Origin of the sequence: Rhodoferax koreense, assembly GCF_001955695.1 — a bacterium.
Taxonomy (GTDB): domain Bacteria; phylum Pseudomonadota; class Gammaproteobacteria; order Burkholderiales; family Burkholderiaceae_C; genus Rhodoferax_B; species Rhodoferax_B koreensis.
In genome coordinates, this window is sequence record NZ_CP019236.1 from 1,867,887 (window position 1) to 1,884,891 (window position 17,005).

At 67.9% G+C, this 17,005-nt stretch carries 21 protein-coding genes; 10 read left to right on the forward strand and 11 right to left on the reverse strand.

Going from position 1 to position 17,005, the window contains the following annotated elements:
* Positions 1 to 21 precede the first annotated feature (21 nt).
* The 6 genes from RD110_RS08800 (at position 22) to RD110_RS08825 (ending at position 2,993) form a co-directional block, all read left to right on the forward strand.
* Positions 22 to 309, forward strand: coding sequence for a FixH family protein (locus RD110_RS08800; RefSeq protein ID WP_076198631.1), 288 nt, complete (start codon positions 22 to 24; stop codon positions 307 to 309).
* Complete coding sequence (locus RD110_RS08805; RefSeq protein WP_076198633.1) at positions 306 to 545, forward strand: hypothetical protein; 240 nt, start codon at positions 306 to 308, stop codon at positions 543 to 545. The genes RD110_RS08800 and RD110_RS08805 overlap by 4 nt, the downstream gene beginning before the upstream one ends.
* Positions 546 to 585: 40 nt before the next feature.
* A complete protein-coding gene (locus RD110_RS08810) occupies positions 586 to 1,314 on the forward strand; it encodes a sulfite exporter TauE/SafE family protein (RefSeq protein WP_076198635.1) in 729 nt (242 codons plus the stop codon).
* A 106-nt stretch (positions 1,315 to 1,420) separates the two neighbouring features.
* Positions 1,421 to 1,738, forward strand: coding sequence for a high-potential iron-sulfur protein (locus RD110_RS08815; RefSeq protein WP_394329445.1), 318 nt, complete (start codon positions 1,421 to 1,423; stop codon positions 1,736 to 1,738).
* Positions 1,739 to 1,751: 13 nt separating this feature from the next.
* Positions 1,752 to 2,114: a protocatechuate 4,5-dioxygenase subunit alpha gene (locus tag RD110_RS08820; RefSeq protein WP_076198637.1), complete on the forward strand. Its 363-nt coding sequence runs from the start codon at positions 1,752 to 1,754 to the stop codon at positions 2,112 to 2,114.
* A 3-nt stretch (positions 2,115 to 2,117) separates the two neighbouring features.
* Positions 2,118 to 2,993 (forward strand): class III extradiol dioxygenase family protein, encoded by an 876-nt coding sequence (locus RD110_RS08825; protein WP_076198639.1) that lies wholly within the window; start codon positions 2,118 to 2,120, stop codon positions 2,991 to 2,993.
* A gap of 63 nt (positions 2,994 to 3,056) precedes the next feature.
* Here RD110_RS08825 and RD110_RS27805 read toward each other — a convergent pair whose 3' ends face one another.
* The 6 genes from RD110_RS27805 to RD110_RS08845 all read right to left on the reverse strand — a co-directional run bounded on the left by RD110_RS27805 (position 3,057) and on the right by RD110_RS08845 (position 7,754).
* Positions 3,057 to 3,230 (reverse strand): hypothetical protein, encoded by a 174-nt coding sequence (locus tag RD110_RS27805; protein ID WP_157900098.1) that lies wholly within the window; start codon positions 3,228 to 3,230, stop codon positions 3,057 to 3,059.
* A gap of 14 nt (positions 3,231 to 3,244) precedes the next feature.
* On the reverse strand, positions 3,245 to 3,514 hold the full coding sequence (locus tag RD110_RS08830) for a hypothetical protein (protein ID WP_157900099.1): 270 nt from the start codon (positions 3,512 to 3,514) through the stop codon (positions 3,245 to 3,247).
* Between the two features lie 105 nt (positions 3,515 to 3,619).
* Positions 3,620 to 3,742 (reverse strand): hypothetical protein, encoded by a 123-nt coding sequence (locus RD110_RS28825; protein ID WP_275425867.1) that lies wholly within the window; start codon positions 3,740 to 3,742, stop codon positions 3,620 to 3,622.
* Between the two features lie 97 nt (positions 3,743 to 3,839).
* Positions 3,840 to 6,677 (reverse strand): ATP-binding protein, encoded by a 2,838-nt coding sequence (locus RD110_RS08835; RefSeq protein ID WP_076198643.1) that lies wholly within the window; start codon positions 6,675 to 6,677, stop codon positions 3,840 to 3,842.
* A 174-nt stretch (positions 6,678 to 6,851) separates the two neighbouring features.
* On the reverse strand, positions 6,852 to 7,115 hold the full coding sequence (locus tag RD110_RS08840; RefSeq protein ID WP_076198645.1) for a hypothetical protein: 264 nt from the start codon (positions 7,113 to 7,115) through the stop codon (positions 6,852 to 6,854).
* 141 nt (positions 7,116 to 7,256) lie between these two features.
* Positions 7,257 to 7,754: a hemerythrin domain-containing protein gene (locus RD110_RS08845; protein ID WP_076198647.1), complete on the reverse strand. Its 498-nt coding sequence runs from the start codon at positions 7,752 to 7,754 to the stop codon at positions 7,257 to 7,259.
* Between the two features lie 213 nt (positions 7,755 to 7,967).
* On the opposite strand from RD110_RS08845, the gene RD110_RS08850 reads away from it, so the two are divergent.
* Positions 7,968 to 9,671, forward strand: coding sequence for an FAD-dependent oxidoreductase (locus RD110_RS08850; RefSeq protein WP_076204676.1), 1,704 nt, complete (start codon positions 7,968 to 7,970; stop codon positions 9,669 to 9,671).
* A gap of 3 nt (positions 9,672 to 9,674) precedes the next feature.
* Here the strand turns inward: RD110_RS08850 and RD110_RS08855 are convergent, their stop codons facing one another.
* Positions 9,675 to 10,397 (reverse strand): helix-turn-helix domain-containing protein, encoded by a 723-nt coding sequence (locus tag RD110_RS08855; protein WP_076198659.1) that lies wholly within the window; start codon positions 10,395 to 10,397, stop codon positions 9,675 to 9,677.
* A 219-nt stretch (positions 10,398 to 10,616) separates the two neighbouring features.
* Here RD110_RS08855 and RD110_RS08860 point away from each other — a divergent pair, with 219 nt between their 5' ends.
* On the forward strand, positions 10,617 to 10,964 hold the full coding sequence (locus tag RD110_RS08860; RefSeq protein WP_076198661.1) for a hypothetical protein: 348 nt from the start codon (positions 10,617 to 10,619) through the stop codon (positions 10,962 to 10,964).
* 10 nt (positions 10,965 to 10,974) lie between these two features.
* On the opposite strand, the gene RD110_RS08865 is transcribed toward RD110_RS08860, so the two are convergent.
* The 4 genes from RD110_RS08865 to RD110_RS08880 form a co-directional block, all read right to left on the reverse strand.
* Positions 10,975 to 12,051, reverse strand: a complete 1,077-nt coding sequence (locus RD110_RS08865) for an NAD(P)-dependent alcohol dehydrogenase (protein WP_076198663.1) — start codon at positions 12,049 to 12,051, stop codon at positions 10,975 to 10,977.
* Between the two features lie 107 nt (positions 12,052 to 12,158).
* A complete protein-coding gene (locus tag RD110_RS08870) occupies positions 12,159 to 12,500 on the reverse strand; it encodes a hypothetical protein (RefSeq protein ID WP_157900100.1) in 342 nt (113 codons plus the stop codon).
* 148 nt (positions 12,501 to 12,648) lie between these two features.
* Complete coding sequence (locus RD110_RS08875) at positions 12,649 to 14,553, reverse strand: sensor histidine kinase (protein WP_076198667.1); 1,905 nt, start codon at positions 14,551 to 14,553, stop codon at positions 12,649 to 12,651.
* A complete protein-coding gene (locus RD110_RS08880) occupies positions 14,550 to 15,212 on the reverse strand; it encodes a response regulator (protein WP_076204679.1) in 663 nt (220 codons plus the stop codon). Before RD110_RS08880 ends, RD110_RS08875 begins: the two co-directional genes overlap by 4 nt.
* A 120-nt stretch (positions 15,213 to 15,332) precedes the next feature.
* On the opposite strand from RD110_RS08880, the gene RD110_RS08885 reads away from it, so the two are divergent.
* Positions 15,333 to 15,923 carry a CHAP domain-containing protein gene (locus tag RD110_RS08885; protein ID WP_157900101.1) on the forward strand — a complete coding sequence of 197 codons (591 nt, stop codon included), beginning with the start codon at positions 15,333 to 15,335 and terminating at the stop codon, positions 15,921 to 15,923.
* Positions 15,924 to 15,954: 31 nt separating this feature from the next.
* Positions 15,955 to 17,004, forward strand: coding sequence for a cobalamin biosynthesis protein CobW (gene cobW / locus RD110_RS08890; RefSeq protein WP_076198671.1), 1,050 nt, complete (start codon positions 15,955 to 15,957; stop codon positions 17,002 to 17,004).
* Position 17,005 lies beyond the last annotated feature (1 nt).

The following is a 17,005-nucleotide window of genomic DNA, read 5'->3' on the forward strand; positions in this document are numbered from 1 at the left end:
TTGATCCCCGAGGAGACCAGAATGTCCAACAACAATGCCGCCCTTGACCCCCGGCCCTGGTACCGCTTCCCCCTCGTGTGGATGGTGATTTCCGGGCCGGCCTGCGTGGTCGTCGCCGGCTTCGCCACGCTATGGATCGCGATCGCCATGCCCGATCCGGTGATCGCCGACGACGCCTCGCGCCAGGCGGCCGAGACCATCCAGAGCCATCAGGCGGCGGCCGACCGGCTGACGCCGGCGCTGGTGGGCCGCAACCACGCGGCCACGCCCGGTGCCGACCTGCCGGTGCCCGGGGTGAAGAAGCCATGAGTGTGCGTCGTTGGATCGCCGTGCTGTGGTCCGGCTTTCTGCTGGCCTGCGGCCTGGAGATGATGGTGTTCGGTCTCGTCGATCCGGCCGACCTGCGCTGGGGCGGCGAGGGCCTGGGCACGAGCCGCCAGACGGTCTATGCGCTGTCCTTCTTTGCGTTCTGGGCGGCGTCCGCCGTGGCGGGGGCGCTGGCGGTGCACCTGGCCACGTCCCCACCGGATGAGGAGATGCCGTGAACGCCGTGGCGCCCGTGCGGCTGCGCGTCGGAAAACAGCCATGTTTTCCGCGCTGAGCGTGTCGGCCCTGCTGATGGGCCTGGCGGGCGGGCCGCACTGCGTGGCCATGTGCGGCGCGGCCTGTGGTGCATTGACCCGCGCGCGGCGCGCCGGCGCGGACGGGCCGGTGCAGGTGATGCGGCTCGTCCACGCTGGTCGGCGCGCCGACATCGGCACGGCCACCTCGGCACTGCATCTCGGACGGGTGGTGTCCTATGCCGCGGCTGGTGCGCTGGCGGCGGCCACGGCGCAGGGGCTGGGCGACGCCGGTGCGCAACTGGCGGCCCTGCGGCCACTGTGGATGATGGCGCATGCCGCCGTCCTGGCCTGGGGCCTGGTGCTGCTGGTGGCCGGGCGCCAGCCGCTATGGTCCGGCCGTGTCAGCGGTTGGCTGGCCACGCGGCTGCGCGGCTTGACGCACAGCACTTCGGGCCTGTTCGCCACGGGCCTGCTGTGGATCAGCATGCCGTGCGGCCTGCTGTATTCCGCGCTGTTGCTGGCCGCATTGGCTGATGGCGCCGTGGAAGGTGCCGTGCTGATGCTGCTGTTCGCGCTGGGCAGCACCGCCTCGCTGGTGCTCGCGCCGTGGGTGTGGGAGCGCCTGCGCGGTGGCGGGTCGCTGCTGCGGGGCCCGCTGGGCACGCGCATCGCGGGGCTGCTGCTGGCCACCGTGGGCGCGCAGGCCGTCTGGGGCGACCTGCAGAGCCGCATTGCGCAGTGGTGCGTCTGAAGTCATCCTCGGCGGACAAATTCGCGCGAAAGGCTTGACCTGGCGCAAGGCGTTGTTCCGCGATCCGGGCCACCATCACGGTGTTCCCATCCAAACCCCACATGCCATGCAAAAAATGAACCGCCGCCACATCATCCTTCAGACCGCCGGTGCCGTCGCCCTCGCGCTGGGCGGCCACCACGCCGCCAGTGCCGCCGGCGTCAAACTGGAGGAGTCCGACCCCACCGCCGTCAGCCTCGGCTACCGCGAAGACACGCGCAAGGTGGACGACAAGAAATACCCCAAGCATGCCGCTTCGCAAAACTGCGGCGGGTGCCAACTGTTCCAGGGCACGCCGCAGGCGGCCACGGCGGGCTGCCCGCTGTTCGCCGGCAAGCAGGTGGCCAATGGTGGATGGTGCAGTGCCTGGGTCAAGAAGGCCTGATCGAGGAGGCAACATGTCGGCTCCATTAGCCTGTTCCACCTCCACCATCGAGGGCACGACCCTGTTCGACGGCGTCCAGGCCCGCAAGGGCTATGCGCTCAACAAGATGTGCTTTTCCTTCAACAGTGCGGCCTGCCGCGAGGAGTTCCTGCGCGACGAAGCCGCCTACTGCGCGCGCTTCGGGCTCAACGAAGCGCAAACCTCGGCGATTGCACGGCGCAATGTGCTGGATCTCATCGCAGCCGGCGGCAACGCCTATTACCTGGCCAAGTTCGCCGGCATCTTCGGGCTGGACATGCAGGACATCGGCGCGCAGCAGACCGGCCTCACGCGCGAACAATTCCAGGCCAAGCTGCTGGCCGCAGCGGGAGACTGAACCATGGCTGAAATCATCGGCGCCATCACCACATCGCACGTGCCCGCCATCGGCCGGGCCATTGCGCGAGACCTGCAGCAGCAGCCCTACTGGAAGCCATTCTTCGACAGTTTTCCCCCGGTGCGCGCCTGGCTCGCCGAGAAGCGGCCGGACGTCGCCGTGGTCATCTACAACGACCATGGCCTCAATTTTTTCCTCGACAAGATGCCGACCTTCTCCGTCGGCGCCGCGGCCTCGTACAGCGGCGCCGACGAAGGTTGGGGCCTGCCCGTTGGCCTGCCGTTTCCGGGCGACCAGGACCTGTCCTGGCACCTCGTCGAATCGTTGATGCAGGAAGAATTCGACATTGCCACCTGCCAGGAGATGCTGGTCGACCATGCGCTCACGCTGCCGATGAAGCTGCTGTGGCCTGACGCCGAGAAGCAGGGCGCATGGCCGGTCACGATCGTGCCGGTGTGCATCAACACCGTGCAGTTCCCCCTGCCGACGGCCGCGCGCTGCTACCGGCTGGGCCAGGCCATCGGCCGCGCGATCTCGTCCTGGAATGCGGACCGGCGCGTGGTCGTGGTGGGCACGGGCGGACTCTCGCACCAGCTCGACGGCGAGCGCGCGGGTTTCATCAACAAGCGTTTCGATGAACAGTTCATGCACAGCCTTGCCGCCGACCCGGAGTGGGCCACACGCTTCACGATCAACCAGTTGGTGGAAAAAGTGGGGACCCAGGGTGTGGAGTTGCTGATGTGGCTCGCGGCGCGCGGCACGCTGTCGGGCGAGGTGCGCGAACTGCATTCGGGCTACCACATCCCCATCTCCAACACGGCCGCCGGGCTGATGCTGTTCGAACCTGCGCCAGCCTCGACAGCGTTGTCCATGGCTTGAGGCGGGCCCGTCGTGAGCGGCGCGGCCGGGAGTGGCTGAATCCCTGACGCGCGGGCCTGCCGCTCAGGCTTCCAGCCTGGTGTCGCCGGCCGAACCGCCGGGCCCGTCGGCGCTTTCATCGGTATCGGACGCCAGGCCCTTGAGCGCGGCGGCCAGCAGGATCACCCACGGCAGCACCACCAGGAGCATTGGAGCCCAGAACTCGACCGCCGCGGCGGGTGTCGCGAAGGATGGCATGGCGACCACGGCGCTCAGCCGTTCACGGCGTCCGGGCGCACCTCGACGTCGGCACAATCGCGACCCTGTACGCCGATGGCGTCCATGTCCAACCCCTTGGCGTCTTGGGGTGAGGCCGAATGCCCCACGCAGGTCACTGCCGGTAGGTGCATCGTGGCCAGGTCCGTGTCGTCGTCGCGATAGAACTGGTGGATACCGCCGATGACTGCCAGCGTGATCAGGAATTTGGCACGAAGCATGGATTTGGCGCGTAGCATGGGAATTGTCGAAAGTTTGTAGGACAAGATCGCTTTTGTCGCAATTTTCTGAGATTCGATCGAATTTCGAATAGGAGCTTCTACCTATTCGGTTAAAAAACGTGTCAATAAACAGGCGTGGTCGCCTGCCGGTCAAGCGAGCCGGCCGCTTTGACCCGGCCCGGCGCATCGGCGGAGTTGGTGCATGTCGACCGGATCGCTCACGATCTGGGGTAGATCGGAAGAGGCCATGCGGATGAGGAAATCGATGGGCATGGTGTGTAACCCAGGTTGTCGATGGATACCTCCAGCTTAGGTCCATGCGCCAGGCCAAGTGTGGCGTGATGGTGAAACCGGGCCGAGCCCGGTCGCTTCATGCCGTGCCGGTCTTTCGCAGCGTGTCCAGCGCCAGGTCATAGTCGAAGTTCTCGATGTCCCGCAACAGCGCCGGGTAATTCGCGCCCACGCTTTCCTGCAGCAGGACACGATGGGATTGCAGCCAGGCGATCGCCTGCGAGTCGTTGTCGGCCAGCAACTCGCCCAAGCGCTGCAGCACGGCCTCCGTGTTTTTGTGTTGCCCAGGATCCGCTGGCACGGCGGGTTCCTCGACGTCCCTTGCCTCGGCCTTGGCTTGCGCCGCCTCCAACTGTGGCACGAGCTGCCCGAGCAGGGCCTGCAGTGCGGTCTCGGTTTCTTCAAGCCATGCGCTCACCGCTCGCGCATCCGGCGTCTGGTGCAGCGCCGCTTCCAGGCCGGCTGCCGCCGTCTCCAGGGGCGCGGCACCGATGTTGCCGGCAACGCCCTTGAGGGTGTGGGCCAGGCGCAGCGCCGTTTTCGCATCCTGGGCCTGGAGGGCGGCGCGCACCTTGCCGATCGCGTCATTCTGGCCCGCGGCAAATTTGCGCAGCAGGGTCAGGTAGAGGTCAGGGCGCCCGGCAACGCGGCGCAGGCCCAATGCCGTGTCGAGCCCCGGCACCTCCAGCGGCGGCCCCGCCTGGTTTTCAGCGACCGTCTGCGCCGCAGGCGCGCGGCCGGTCGCACCGTCCTCGGGCGAACGCTTGGCGATCCATCGCAGCAGCGTCGCCCAGAGGTGGTCCGGTTCGATCGGCTTGGCCACGAAATCCACCATGCCGGCCTGCAGGCACAGGGCACGATCCGACTGCGTGGCGCTGGCGGTCATGGCGACGATGGGCGGTTGCATCGCGCCGCCGAGACCGCGGATCGCCCGTGTCGCCTCCAGGCCGTCCATGACCGGCATCTGCATGTCCATCAGCACGAGGTCGTACTCCACCCGCCGAGCCTTCTCCACGGCTTCGCGGCCATCGGCGGCGAGGTCTACGACCAGGCCGACCGATTCCAGCAGATGCACGGCCACCTCCTGGTTGATGTCGTTGTCCTCCGCAAGCAGAACGCGCGCGCCGCGCAGCCTCGTCAGCCGCTCGGACAGCGTCCGAGCGGCATCGTGCATGGCCTCTTCGTCGGCGCTTGCCATCACCCGCCTGCCGCCTGTGTCGATCGAGGTGTGTTCCATCGCGGTGGCTTCGCGCCGTTGCAGGCGGGCGGTGAACCAGAACCGTGACCCTTGGCCGAGCTCGCTGCGCACGCCGACCTCGCCGCCCATGAGTTCGGCCAGCCGTTTGCTGATGGCCAGCCCCAGGCCGGTGCCGCCGTATTTGCGGCTGGTCGATGTGTCCGCCTGCACGAAGTTCTGGAACAGCCGGGCCATCTGGGCATTGCTCAGGCCGATGCCCGTATCCCTGACTTCGAAGCGCAGCAGGACCTCGGTGCCAGCGTCGGCCTCAGCCGTCACGCTGACGACGACCTCGCCGCGCTCGGTGAACTTGACGGCATTGTTCGCATAATTGACCAGGATCTGCCCCAGTCGCAAGGCATCGCCCACCAGCCAGCGGGGGACGTCCGAGGCCACATCGAAAACGAGCGCCAGGCCTTTGGCACGCGCCTTCTCGCCCACCAGCGTGGCGACGTTGTCCAGGATCTTCTCCAGGTCCACGTCGGCGTGTTCGATGTCGAGCTTGCCGGCCTCGACCTTCGAAAAATCCAGGATGTCGTTGATGATGCCCAGCAGGTGCTGGCCGGATTGCCTGATCTTCGCCGCGTAGTGGGCCTGCTTTTCGTCCAGCGGGGTCTCCAGCAGCAGGTGCGACAGTCCCAGAATGGCATTCATGGGTGTGCGGATCTCGTGGCTCATGCTGGCCAGGAACTCCGATTTGGCCGTCGTCGCCGCCTCGGCGATGTCCTTCGCGACCTGCATCGTCTCTGCCGCGCGCTTGAGCGCCTCCTGGGCCTCGACCTGCGGGCTGATGTCGATCAGCACGCCGACCAGGCCGGCGGGCTGGCCATCGGCGCGCTTGATGCCCTGTTCCCAATACAGTTCGGGCCGCAGCTTGCCGTCGGCCCAGGTGTTGTCATGCTGTTCGTGGAACAGACCGCCGGTGCGGATCACCTCCAGTTGCTGGTCGTGCACGCGCTGGCGGCGCACCGGGTCGGCGATGTGGTTCGAGTCCAGGATGGTCTTGCCGATCAGGTTCCTGCGGTCCAGGCCGAAGGCTTCCTCGAAGGCCCGGTTGATCGACAGGTAGCGCGCGTTTTCGTCCTTGATGAAGGTGGGCGTCGGGATGGTGTCGATCAACCGGTCCTGGAAGTCCAACTGGTCGGCCATGCGCTGCAAGGCCTGGTGCTGTTCCGTCACATCGAGCCAGTAGCCGGTCCAGAGCACGCCGTCCGGCTTCTCGGTGGAAGCGGCGTTGAGCTTCACCCAGCGCTGCCGGCCACCCCATTCGACCCGGTAGTCCAGCTCGATCCTGCCGCGGCTAAGCCTGGCCTCGCGCAGGGCGTCCATCACGCGTGGCAGGTCTTTCGAAGCGATGTGGCGCCGGTGCGCCCGGAAGTCTTGCATCTGCTCGGCGGCCGTCACGCCGACGATGTCCTCGATCGGCTGGCCCACGAAGAGGAAACGCGGCGAGCCCTCGAGCGGCTGCAGCATCTGGAATACCGCACAGGGCAGGGCGTCGCTCATCTCGCGCAGCCGTTCCAGGGAATGCTGCGCCATGCCGCGCAGCCGCCGCAATTCCTCCTCCACGTCGGATGTCAGGTGGGTCTGGGAGCCATCGCGCCGCCTTCTGCGCAGCACCAGAAAGGCAGCGCAGGCGGCCAGTAGCAGCGTGAGTTCGAACAGCCACCCGATTCGCATAACGCCCCAGCAGTACCGACGCCCGCACGCAGGGGCAGATGTTGGTGATTGCGATGCGTCGACCGACAGATCGCCCGGATTCCGCCTGCATTCTGACGGTCAGGGCGCTGTTTTGCAACAATCTGTCAAAAGTGCGTCCGATTGGCCGCCTGCGCGCTCCAAACTGCGTGCCGATCAGTCCGGGGTCTGCTCGAAATCGTGCAGCAAGCGTTCCAGGTGGGGGCGCCGTTCGGGTTCGGCCAGGCAGCCGGCATAGAAATGGTCGTCGAAGGTGACGATGATGGCGTCGCGCAGCGGGCGGCCATCGGCGACCAGGCGGGCGATGCGCACGGCTTCGAGCGCGTATTCGCTCTCCACCGGATCGTCGACCCGGCAGCCCATGCCCATCAGGTCAAAACGCTGCAAGGTTGAGAGCACTTCCTGTTTTGCGATTTCCATGGTGCGAATTTCTCCCTGATCTCCAACGGTCGTACCGACAAGCAAGATCGGCACCAGTTTTGCTGCATTGCAACATTCTGCCGGGAAACCTTGCCTGTGCGGTGTAGGAGGAAAGCCCATCCTCGGTCTGGGTCTGGCGGGTCAGCCGCGCGCGGCCATCAGTTCCTGCTTGCGCGCCAGCATGCGTTCACCGAGCGCCATCATGTCGAGCTTGGTGCCTTTGGCCTTGGGGAACATTTCGTTCTGCTCCTCCTTCACGTGGTGCTTCACATATTCGCCCATGACCTTGATCTTCGCATCGAACATCTCGCCATCCGGTGCCACACCTTCCACCTGCGCGATCAGGTCTTTCAGCGTGGCGTGCTCCACCGTGGCTTCGGGCACCAGTTCCTTGTCCTTGAGCGCGGCTTTCACCGCCGGATAGAAGATTTCCTCTTCCACCTGGGCGTGCACCGTGAGCTCGCTGCAGATCTGCGCCACCAGCTTGGCCTTCTTGGACGCGGAACGGGTGGATTCATATTGATCGAACAGGTCGCTGACCAGCTTGTGGTCGGCGCGCAGCAGGGCGGTGGCTTCCTTGGGCGGGGCGGTCTTCCTGGCGGGGCTCTTCTTCGCGGGGGTCTTGCTTGCAGTTGCCATGGTATTTGGGTCTTTCTTCTTTGCGTGGGGCGGGGGAGGAATTTCCGGCCGCGATGCCAATCTAGACGGCGGGGCGGGACGGCGGCGTCAGCCAAATCACACACGCCGCGTCGTCAAGCAGCGCATGCGGCTGTCTTTCGCAGCGGAAAACCGGCCCGTGCCATGCACAATCGGACGCGTACCGCGGATGCGGCAACCGATGGAGTCGAGCACATGGCACAGCCAGTCCCCGCGCCTTATTCAGCCACGCTGCACACCCGTTTCGAGCAGATGTTCCCCGTGCTGTCGGAGGAGGAGGTGGGCCGCCTGCAACGCTTCGGCACCCTGTGCCGGTTCGGCAGGGGCGACGTGCTGTTCGATGCAGGCAAACCGTCGCCTGGCATGTATCTGATCATCTCCGGCCACGCCAGCGTGACCCAGCGCGATGGCATGCACCACGTCACGCCCATCGTCGAGCAGGGCCCGGGCCAGTTCATCGCCGAGGTCGGCCAGTTGTCCGGGCAATACGCGCTGGTGGACGTGGTGGCCGACGACGACCTGACCGCCGTGCTGATTCCCCAGGACCGGCTGCGCGCGCTCATCGTCGAGGAAGCGGTGCTCGGCGAACGCATCACCCGCGCGCTGATCCTGCGCCGCGTGAGCCTCATGGAGTCGGGCGGCGGCGGCGTGGTGCTGATCGGGCACGGCGGCAGCGCGGCCGTGGTGCGGCTGCAGGGTTTTCTGGCCCGCAACGTGCAGCCGCACCGCCTGCTCGATCCATCCGGCGACGAGGAGGCGGCCGCGCTGGTGGCGCGTCTGGCGGTCGGCGCGGCGGACCTGCCGCTGGCCGTCTGTCCCAGTGGCACCATCCTGCGCAACCCCACGGACAAGCAGCTGGCGCGCGAGATCGGCATGGTGGCTTCGGCCCGGGCGGAGGAGCGTTTCGACGTGGTGATCGTCGGCGCCGGCCCGTCCGGCCTGGCCACCGCCGTCTATGGCGCCTCGGAAGGACTGTCGGTGGCGGTGGTGGACCGGCGCGGCTACGGCGGGCAGGCCGGTGCCAGCGCGCGCATCGAGAACTACTTCGGCTTTCCCACCGGCATCAGCGGCCAGGCCTTGAGCGGCCGCGCCTACGTGCAGGCGCAGAAGTTCGGCACCCGGATGCTGATGCCAGTGTGTGTGGAGCGGCTGGTGCCGGAGCGTGTCGACGGCCTGCTGCAGATCGAACTCGACGACGGCAGCCGCCTGCGCGCGAAGGCCGTGGTGGTGGCCAGCGGGGCCGACTACCGGCGTCCGGCCATTCCCGACCTGGCGAGCTTTGAAGGCCGGGGCGTCTGGTATTGGGCCTCGCCGCTCGAAGCCAAGATGTGCACGCGTGCCGAGGTGGTGCTGGTCGGCGGCGGCAACTCCGCGGGTCAGGCGGCGGTGTTTCTGGCCGGCTTCGCGGCGAAAGTGCACATGGTGATCCGCGGTGCAGGCCTGAAGCAGACCATGTCGAGTTACCTGATCTCGCGCATCGCGGCCGCGCCCAACATCGTGCTGATGCCGCGCACCGAGGTCACCGCGCTGGTGGGCGATGCGGGCGGCCAGCTGGCCGAGGTGGAATGCACGAACCGCGAGACTGGCGCCACGCAGGCCATCGCCACGCGCAACCTGTTCCTGTTCGTCGGGGCCGATCCGGCCACGCGCTGGCTGGCCAACGGCGGCGTGCTCCTCGATGCGGCGGGTTTTGTCGTTACCGGCGGGCCGGCGGGCCGGCATCTGCTGGAGTCGTCGATTCCCGGCGTGTTCGCGGTGGGCGATGTGCGCTCGGGTTCGGTCAAACGCGTCGGCGCGGCGATCGGCGAAGGCGCCCAGGTGGTGGCCGCGTTGCACGCCTTCCTCGCGGCGGAGCCCGCGCCGGTACCGGACGCCGCGCTGCCGGCCCAGGCCGCCTGAGCGTCAGGCCGCCAGCGCCTCTTCCTGTTCCACGTGCTCGAGCTGGTGGATGTCGAGGATGCGCACATGCTTCTGCTGCACCTCGATGATGCCCAGAGCCGCCAGCCTGGAGAACGCGCGGCTGATGGTCTCCAGCTTCAGGCCGAGGTAGGAGCCGATCTCTTCGCGTGTCATGCGCAGCACGAATTCGCAGGCGGAGAAGCCGCGCGTACGCAGCCGGGCGGCCAGGTTCAGCAGGAAGGAGGCGAGCCGTTCCTCGGCGCGCATGCCGCCGAGCAGCAGCATCATGCCGTGGTCGCGCACGATCTCGCGGCTCATCAACTGGTGCAGGTGGTGCTGCATCGCCGGAATCTCCCGCGACACCGTCTCCAGCCGGTCGAAGCGGATCGAGCAGACCTCGGCGTCCTCCAGGGCCACCGCGTCGCTCTGGTGGTGTCCGGTGTGGATGCCGTCCAGCCCGAGGATTTCTCCTGCCATCTGGAAACCCGTCACCTGTTCGCGGCCGCTGTCGCACGACACGCTTGTCTTGAAGAAACCGGTGCGCACGGTGTAGAGCGACACGAAGTCGTCGCCGTTGTTGTACAGGGCGTCGCCGCGATGGACGCGGATGCGCTTGGACATCAGCGAGTCGATCCGGTCGCGCTCGCCGGCGTCGAGGCCGGCCGGCAGGCAATGGGCCTGCAGCTTGCATTCGGCACAGGTCGTGGTCGTTGCGGTTGGGTTCATCACTGCTCCTTGTTGAGGCTGGTGATGTGAATGTAGGCGGGCCCGGCACATGCCTCTGTAGGGAGTTCTCGACGTGGCATGAAGGGAGGCATGGCCGGCCGCACAGGCGCGTCGGCCGCACCGTCGCCAAATACCACCTCTGCCTGTCGCAGGGTTGACGCCGATCAAGCCCGGCCGTGCATTCAGCATCCACACTGCCGACTGAGTCGCCGATACCGGATGCGAAGCAAGGACGAACTGGTGAGCAAGCTGTTGAAAATTCTGACCGTGTTCGAAGCCGGGAGCCACCGTGAACTGGTCCGCCATTGGTGCGAGGCCCTGGCACCGGGCAGCCAGGTCTTGGACGTGGCCAGCGCCACCGACGCCGTGCTCACGTTGCTGGGCGAGCCGGTCGACCTGTTGCTCGTGGACACCGGTATCGCCGGCGACCTGCTGCCCAGCCTGCGGCGCCATGCGCGGCGCTCGGCCCCGAAGGCCAGGCTGCTGATGTTCGGCGAAGCCGGCGACGGGGTGCTGCCGTGGTCGGAGCTGGCGCCCACCCTGCAGCGGCTGCTGCCGGCGGCCTGAGGTCCGGCGTCTAGGGCGTGATCGCCACCTTCAGCACGCCGTCGCGCTGATGGGCGAACAATTCGTAGGCGCGCTCGATGTCGTCGAGCTTGAAGCGGTGCGTCACCATGGCGTGCAGGTCGACGCGGCCGGATTCGACCACCGACATCAGCCGGCGCATGCGCTCCTTGCCGCCGGGGCAGAGCGACGTCACGATGCGGTGGTCGCCCAGGCCGGCGGCGAAGGCGCCCACCGGAATCGTCAGGTCGGCGGAGTACACGCCAAGGCTCGACAAGGTGCCGCCGGGCCGCAGCACGCGCAGCGCGGCCTCGAACGTGGATTGCGTGCCGAGCGCCTCGATGGCCACGTCCACCCCGCGGCCTTCGGTGAGCCGCATGATCTCGGCCACCGCATCGAGCCTGCCGCTGTCGACCACATGGTCGGCACCCATCCGGCGCGCCATGGCCAGGCGGTCGGGCAGCCGGTCCACACCGATCACCAGGCCGGCACCGCTGAGTCTGGCGCCGGCGGTGGCGCACAGGCCGATCGGCCCCTGGGCGAACACGGCCACGGTGTCGCCGATGCGGATGCCGCCGTTTTCCGCGCCGCTGAAGCCGGTGGACATGATGTCGGGGCACATCAGGACCTGTTCGTCGCCGAGGGTGTCGGGCACCGGCGCCAGATTCGCCATGGCGTCGGGCACCAGCAGGTATTCGGCCTGGCAGCCGTCGATGGTGTTGCCGAATTTCCAGCCGCCCATGGCCTTCCAGCCATGCCGCGTGCCGGCGCCGTCTTGCGAGCAGGTGCCGCACAGGCAGGCGTTGCTCCAGCCGCTGGGCGTGATCGCGCCGGCGATCACGCGCTGGCCCTCGCTGTAGCCGGTAACGGCGGAGCCGAGCTTTTCGATGACGCCCACCGGCTCGTGGCCGATCGTGAGGCCGCGCGCCACCGGATATTCGCCCCTGAGGATGTGCACGTCGGTGCCGCAGATGGTGGTGGTCGTGACCCGCATCAGCGCGTCCAGCGGCCCCACGTCGGGAATTGGCTTGTCGTCGAGGACGATGCGCCCCGGTTCGACGAATATCGCTGCCTTCATCATTCTCGCCATGGCATTTCCCCCGCTGCTGTTGCCTGGTCCGGCAGCATCGGTCGGGTGCGGGCGCGGACCTTTGCGATGGATCAAACCACCCGCCGAATACCGCGGCCCGGCCCTGCTCACCGCACGGCGCAGCGCTGCAGCGTGCCCGCCCGCTTCCATTGGGCGCGCCGGCGCATCGCGATCAGCGTGACGCAGCCGCAGCCGCCGAGGTTGATCAGCGAGATCAGCACGAAGGGCAGGTCCTGCAGCACCAGCACGCCGTAGAACACGGCCGTCATCTGCGACAACACCCAGGAGCCCCAGGTCAGCAGCGAAACCGACGCCGCGCCATCGGTGCAGCGCCAGACCACCACGATCTGCGGCAGGTAGCTCACGATGCGCGTGGCATTGGTCAGCAGGTAGAGCCAGGCGATGGTGGCGAGCAGCGGGGTGTCGGGCACGGGAGAAGACAACAGCATGGCGCATCCTTTGTTACGGGGCGGTGGGGTTCCTGCGAACCGCTCCGAACTGTAGAAATGCAAGCCGTGGGCGTGAATGCCGTGAAGGCGCGATGCGGGGGGCGGCGCGGGCGCATGCGGGGCCCGCATACCGTGCTTGCGGGACTCCTTATTGAGGATGAACCGCGGCTTCGGCGAGGCCTGGCACCGGTAGCCGGAGCAGCACCCGGGTGCCGCCCGCGCCCGACCGCAGGTCGAGGTCCCCGCCCAGTTGCCGGGCCCGCGCCCGCATGTTGCCGATGCCGCGGCCGGCGCCTTGTTCCGGCCGCGCATGGCCGACGCCGTCATCGGCTACCTCGAGCTCCAGCATCGGGCCGCGCTGGCGCAGTTCGATGCGGACGTTTTTCGCGCGGGCGTGCTTGAGCACGTTGGTCAGGGCTTCCTGGGCTACGCGCAACAACTGCAGTGCCGCCTGGCGCGACAGCTGGAGGGCGCTGTCGGGCACGTCGATGGCCCAGGCTGGCTGTACGCGGGCCTCCAGCATCAGCGTTTGCCATCGGAACAGGAAATTGCCCAGCGCGGCCTGGAAGTCGTCGTCGGGCGCCAGCACCTCGAGCGCGAGCCGCATGTCGGCGATGCAGTCGCGCAGCGCGTCGGCAATCTGGGTATCGCTCATGTCGCCACGCTCCACCCGCAGCAGCGAGGTGAACAGCCGGGAGCCCAGGCCATCGTGGATCTCGCGCATGATGAGTTGCCGCTCCTGCTCGGCGGCGTGCTCGCGCTGCAGCGCGCCCATGGCCTCGAAGTTGGCGGCGAGGTGGCGCTCGCGTTCGGCCACGCGCTGCTCCAGCGTTTCGTTGAGGTCGGCCAGCTCGCGGTTGGCCGCCTGCAGCGATGACAGCGCCTCGATGAATCGCGCGGTGAGCAGTCCGCCCATGCCCAGCAGCACTAGGTCGGCGCCGTAGTGCAGCAGGAAAATGCGTTGGCCCGCCCATTGGGGCCACCAGCGGCTGAGTGCACCCGCGTCCCAGGCGATCAGGTAGTCGTGCACGCCGGCCAGGACCGCGATCATCAGCGTGACCGGCATCACCGCCGCGGCCACGGTGCGCTGGCGCAGCAGCGACCAGAAGGAAAGGCCCAGGATCGACAGGCCGATCGGGATCAGGCCGGCGCTCCACAGCTGGTTGACCAGCACCTCCAGCTTCCCGCCTGCCAGCCACAACCACAGCGGTCCGGCCAGCCAATAGGCCACCAGCATGCGCTCGAGCACGGGACGGTGAAAACCTGCGAAGCGCAGCGAGAAAAGAGCCAGCACGACGATGAAGCCCCCCGTCGCGGCCAGGTAAGTGATGCGCCACAGTTGCCAGCTGTCCGACGGCATGCGCTCGATGACGAAGGTCAGGGTGCGCACGCCCCACAGCGCGGACGCCAGGCCGAACAGCCCGTACAGTTCCTCGCTGCGCCGACGCCAGTAGATGAACAGTACGAAGCCGGCGACGAGCAGGCACACCACCACGGTCACCTGCGGCATCGTGCGCACCCAGAAGGTGCGCCGGTCGGCGCGCGGCTGCAGCTCGGCCAGCGGCCCGACGGCCAGGCGCGGGAAATGCCGCACGCCGCCGCTGGCCGTGGCCGCGGCGCGCAACGCCAGCTGGTTGCCGTGCGCCTGCAGCAGCGACGGCGGCAGCACGATCAGGTGCGGCCGTTCCCAGCGCACGCGCACGCCCGGCGTGCTCTCCGGCACATGGCCCGCGAAGCGCCCATTGACCCAGACCTGCGCGCCTTCGTACAGGAACGGCAGGTAGACGGCCCAGGTGCTGCGGGTGCCGTCGTCGCCGACGTCGAAGCTGGCGCGGTACCAGGCCGGCTGGGGATTGCCGCCTGCGGCCTGCGCGTCGGGCAGGGGGGCATCGCGCCAGTCGCCCGATCCGGGCGGGGTGGCTGCGTCCGAGTCCAGCCGCTGCATGTGGGTGAATTCAAGGACATCCGCACGCGCCGCTGCTGAGGCCAGTGCGCACACCAGCACCGACAGCAGGCACCAGAGCGCAAGCGCCGCGGTGCCCCGCCGGTTCACAGCAGGCCCAACTGGCTGGCCTCGAACACGGCCTCGCTGCGCGAATGCACGGCGAGCTTGCGGTAGATTTTCTTGACGTGGGCGACCACGGTGTGCGGCGAGATGTCGAGCAGGCGGCCGATGGTGTCGAAGGTGAAGCCCTTGGCCACCATGCGCAGCAGCTCCGTCTCGCGCGGCGTCAGCGGCGAGGCATCGCCCGCGGCGGCGGCACCGGCCGGCCCCTGTGCGCCGGACGCGATCCGACGGAAACGATCGAGCACGCGCCGCGCGATGCCGGGGCTGATCGGCGCCCCGCCCGCGCGCAATTCGTGGATACTGGCCGCGATGCGCTCGGCCGAGGCATCCTTCAGCAGGTAACCGGAGGCGCCGGCTTCGATGGAGGCGACCACGTGTTCGTCGTCGGCGAACATCGTCACCACCAGCACATCGCAGCCCGGGTGGTGGCGTGCGGCGTGTTCGATCAGCTGTACGCCTGCGATGTCGGGCAGGCCGAGGTCCACCAGCAGCACGTCGGGCGCCTGCAGGTCGAGCATGGCCAGGCCGGCCTGGCCGGTGCTCACCGCGGCCACGAGGCTCAGCGCGGCGTCGTTCAACACCGCGTTGGAAAACCGCCGCATGAACTCGGGTTCGTCCTCCACGATCAGCACCCTGGTGGCCATCATCTCTCCTGGTGATGAATGCATTCTGCCACCGGTGCATGCTCGGGCCATAGCGTCTTGGCGCTATGGCCAGCGCCTCGGCCAGCCCATAAGCTCGACGCTCAAATGGAGAAAGCCGCTATGACCAACGTATCCACCGTTTTGGCCCGCGCCACACAGATGGTCGGCCGCCACACCGTCTACTGGGCCGGCGCCGGCGGTTTCGACCCGCTCGCGCCTACCCCCGCCCAGCCCTTGGCCATCGGCCAGAAATGGCCCGGTCTGAGCGCCGCGGAACAGGCGCAACTGCGGCCGATGGCCGAGGCCGCGGGGCTGGACGTCGACGATCCGCAACTGGTCGCGCCGGCCTGCGACTGTTCGGGTTTCGTCTGCTGGGCGATGGGCATCGCGCGCAATCCGGCACCGGGGCGCTGGATCAACACCGACAGCATCTGGGAGGATGCAACCGGACGCGGCGCGCAGTTCCGCCAGATCGAACGCGCGGCACCCGGATGCCTGGTGGTCTATCCCAAAGAAGGCAGCGGTGAAACCTACGGCCATGTGGCGCTGGTGACCGAGGTGGCGAACGACGGCCGGGCTGCGCGCATCGTGCATTGCTCGGCCAAGAATTTCTCTGCGGCGCCGGCGGATGCGATCAAGATCACCACGGCCCGGGTATTCGAGGATCAGGGCAAATCCATCTACGCCTGGTTCCGGCCCATGACCCCCTGAGCCGGGCTGGGGCCCGTGTGAAAATGGCCGGATGCAAACCTCCAAAATCCCAGCCACCATCGTCACCGGCTTCCTTGGCAGCGGCAAGACCACACTGCTGCGCCACATCCTGCAAAACGCCGGCGGCCTGCGCATCGCCGTCATCGTCAACGAGTTCGGCGAACTCGGCATCGACGGCGAGATCCTGCGCGGCTGCGGTATCGGCTGCGACGAGGAGGGCAACGAGATCGAAGGCTCGGTGTACGAGCTCGCCAACGGCTGCATGTGCTGCACCGTGCAGGAGGAGTTCTTCCCGGTGATGAAGAAACTGGCCGAGATGCGCGAGCGCATCGATGCGGTGCTCATCGAAACCTCGGGCCTGGCCCTGCCCAAGCCGCTGGTGCAGGCCTTCCAGTGGCCCGAGATCGCCAACGTGTTCACCGTGGATTCGGTGGTCACCGTGGTCGATGGCCCGGCCGCGGCCAGCGGCCAGTTCGCCGAGGACCCGGAGGCGGTGGACGCGCAGCGCCGCGCGGACCCGAACCTGGACCATGAATCGCCGCTGCACGAGCTGTTCGAGGACCAGTTGTCCGCCGCCGACCTGGTGGTGCTGAACAAGACCGATCTCATGGACGACGCGGCCCGCGCCCAGGTCGAGGCGCTGATCCGCGGCGAGGTGCCGCCCGAGGTGAAGATCGTCACCGCCACCGAAGGCCGGTTGCCGCTGGCCCTGCTGCTGGGCCAGGGCCGCGCGGCCGAGGCCAGCATCGACCAGCGCGCCAGCCACCACGACCATGAGGAAGACCACAACCACGACGATTTCGATTCCCATGTGATCGAACTGCCGCCGGTGGACCGCGATCGCCTCCTGGCGGCACTCGCCCGCCTGGTCGCGCAGCAGACCATCTACCGCGTGAAGGGGTTTGCCGCCATTCCGGGCAAGCCGATGCGGCTACTGCTGCAGGGCGTGGGCCAACGCTTCGATCACCATTTCGACCGGCGCTGGCATGCGGGCGAGGCGCAGCGTACGCGCCTGGTGTTCATCGGCGCCGACCTCGACGCGCAGGCGCTGCACGCGGGCCTGGCCGGCGTGGCGGCCTGAG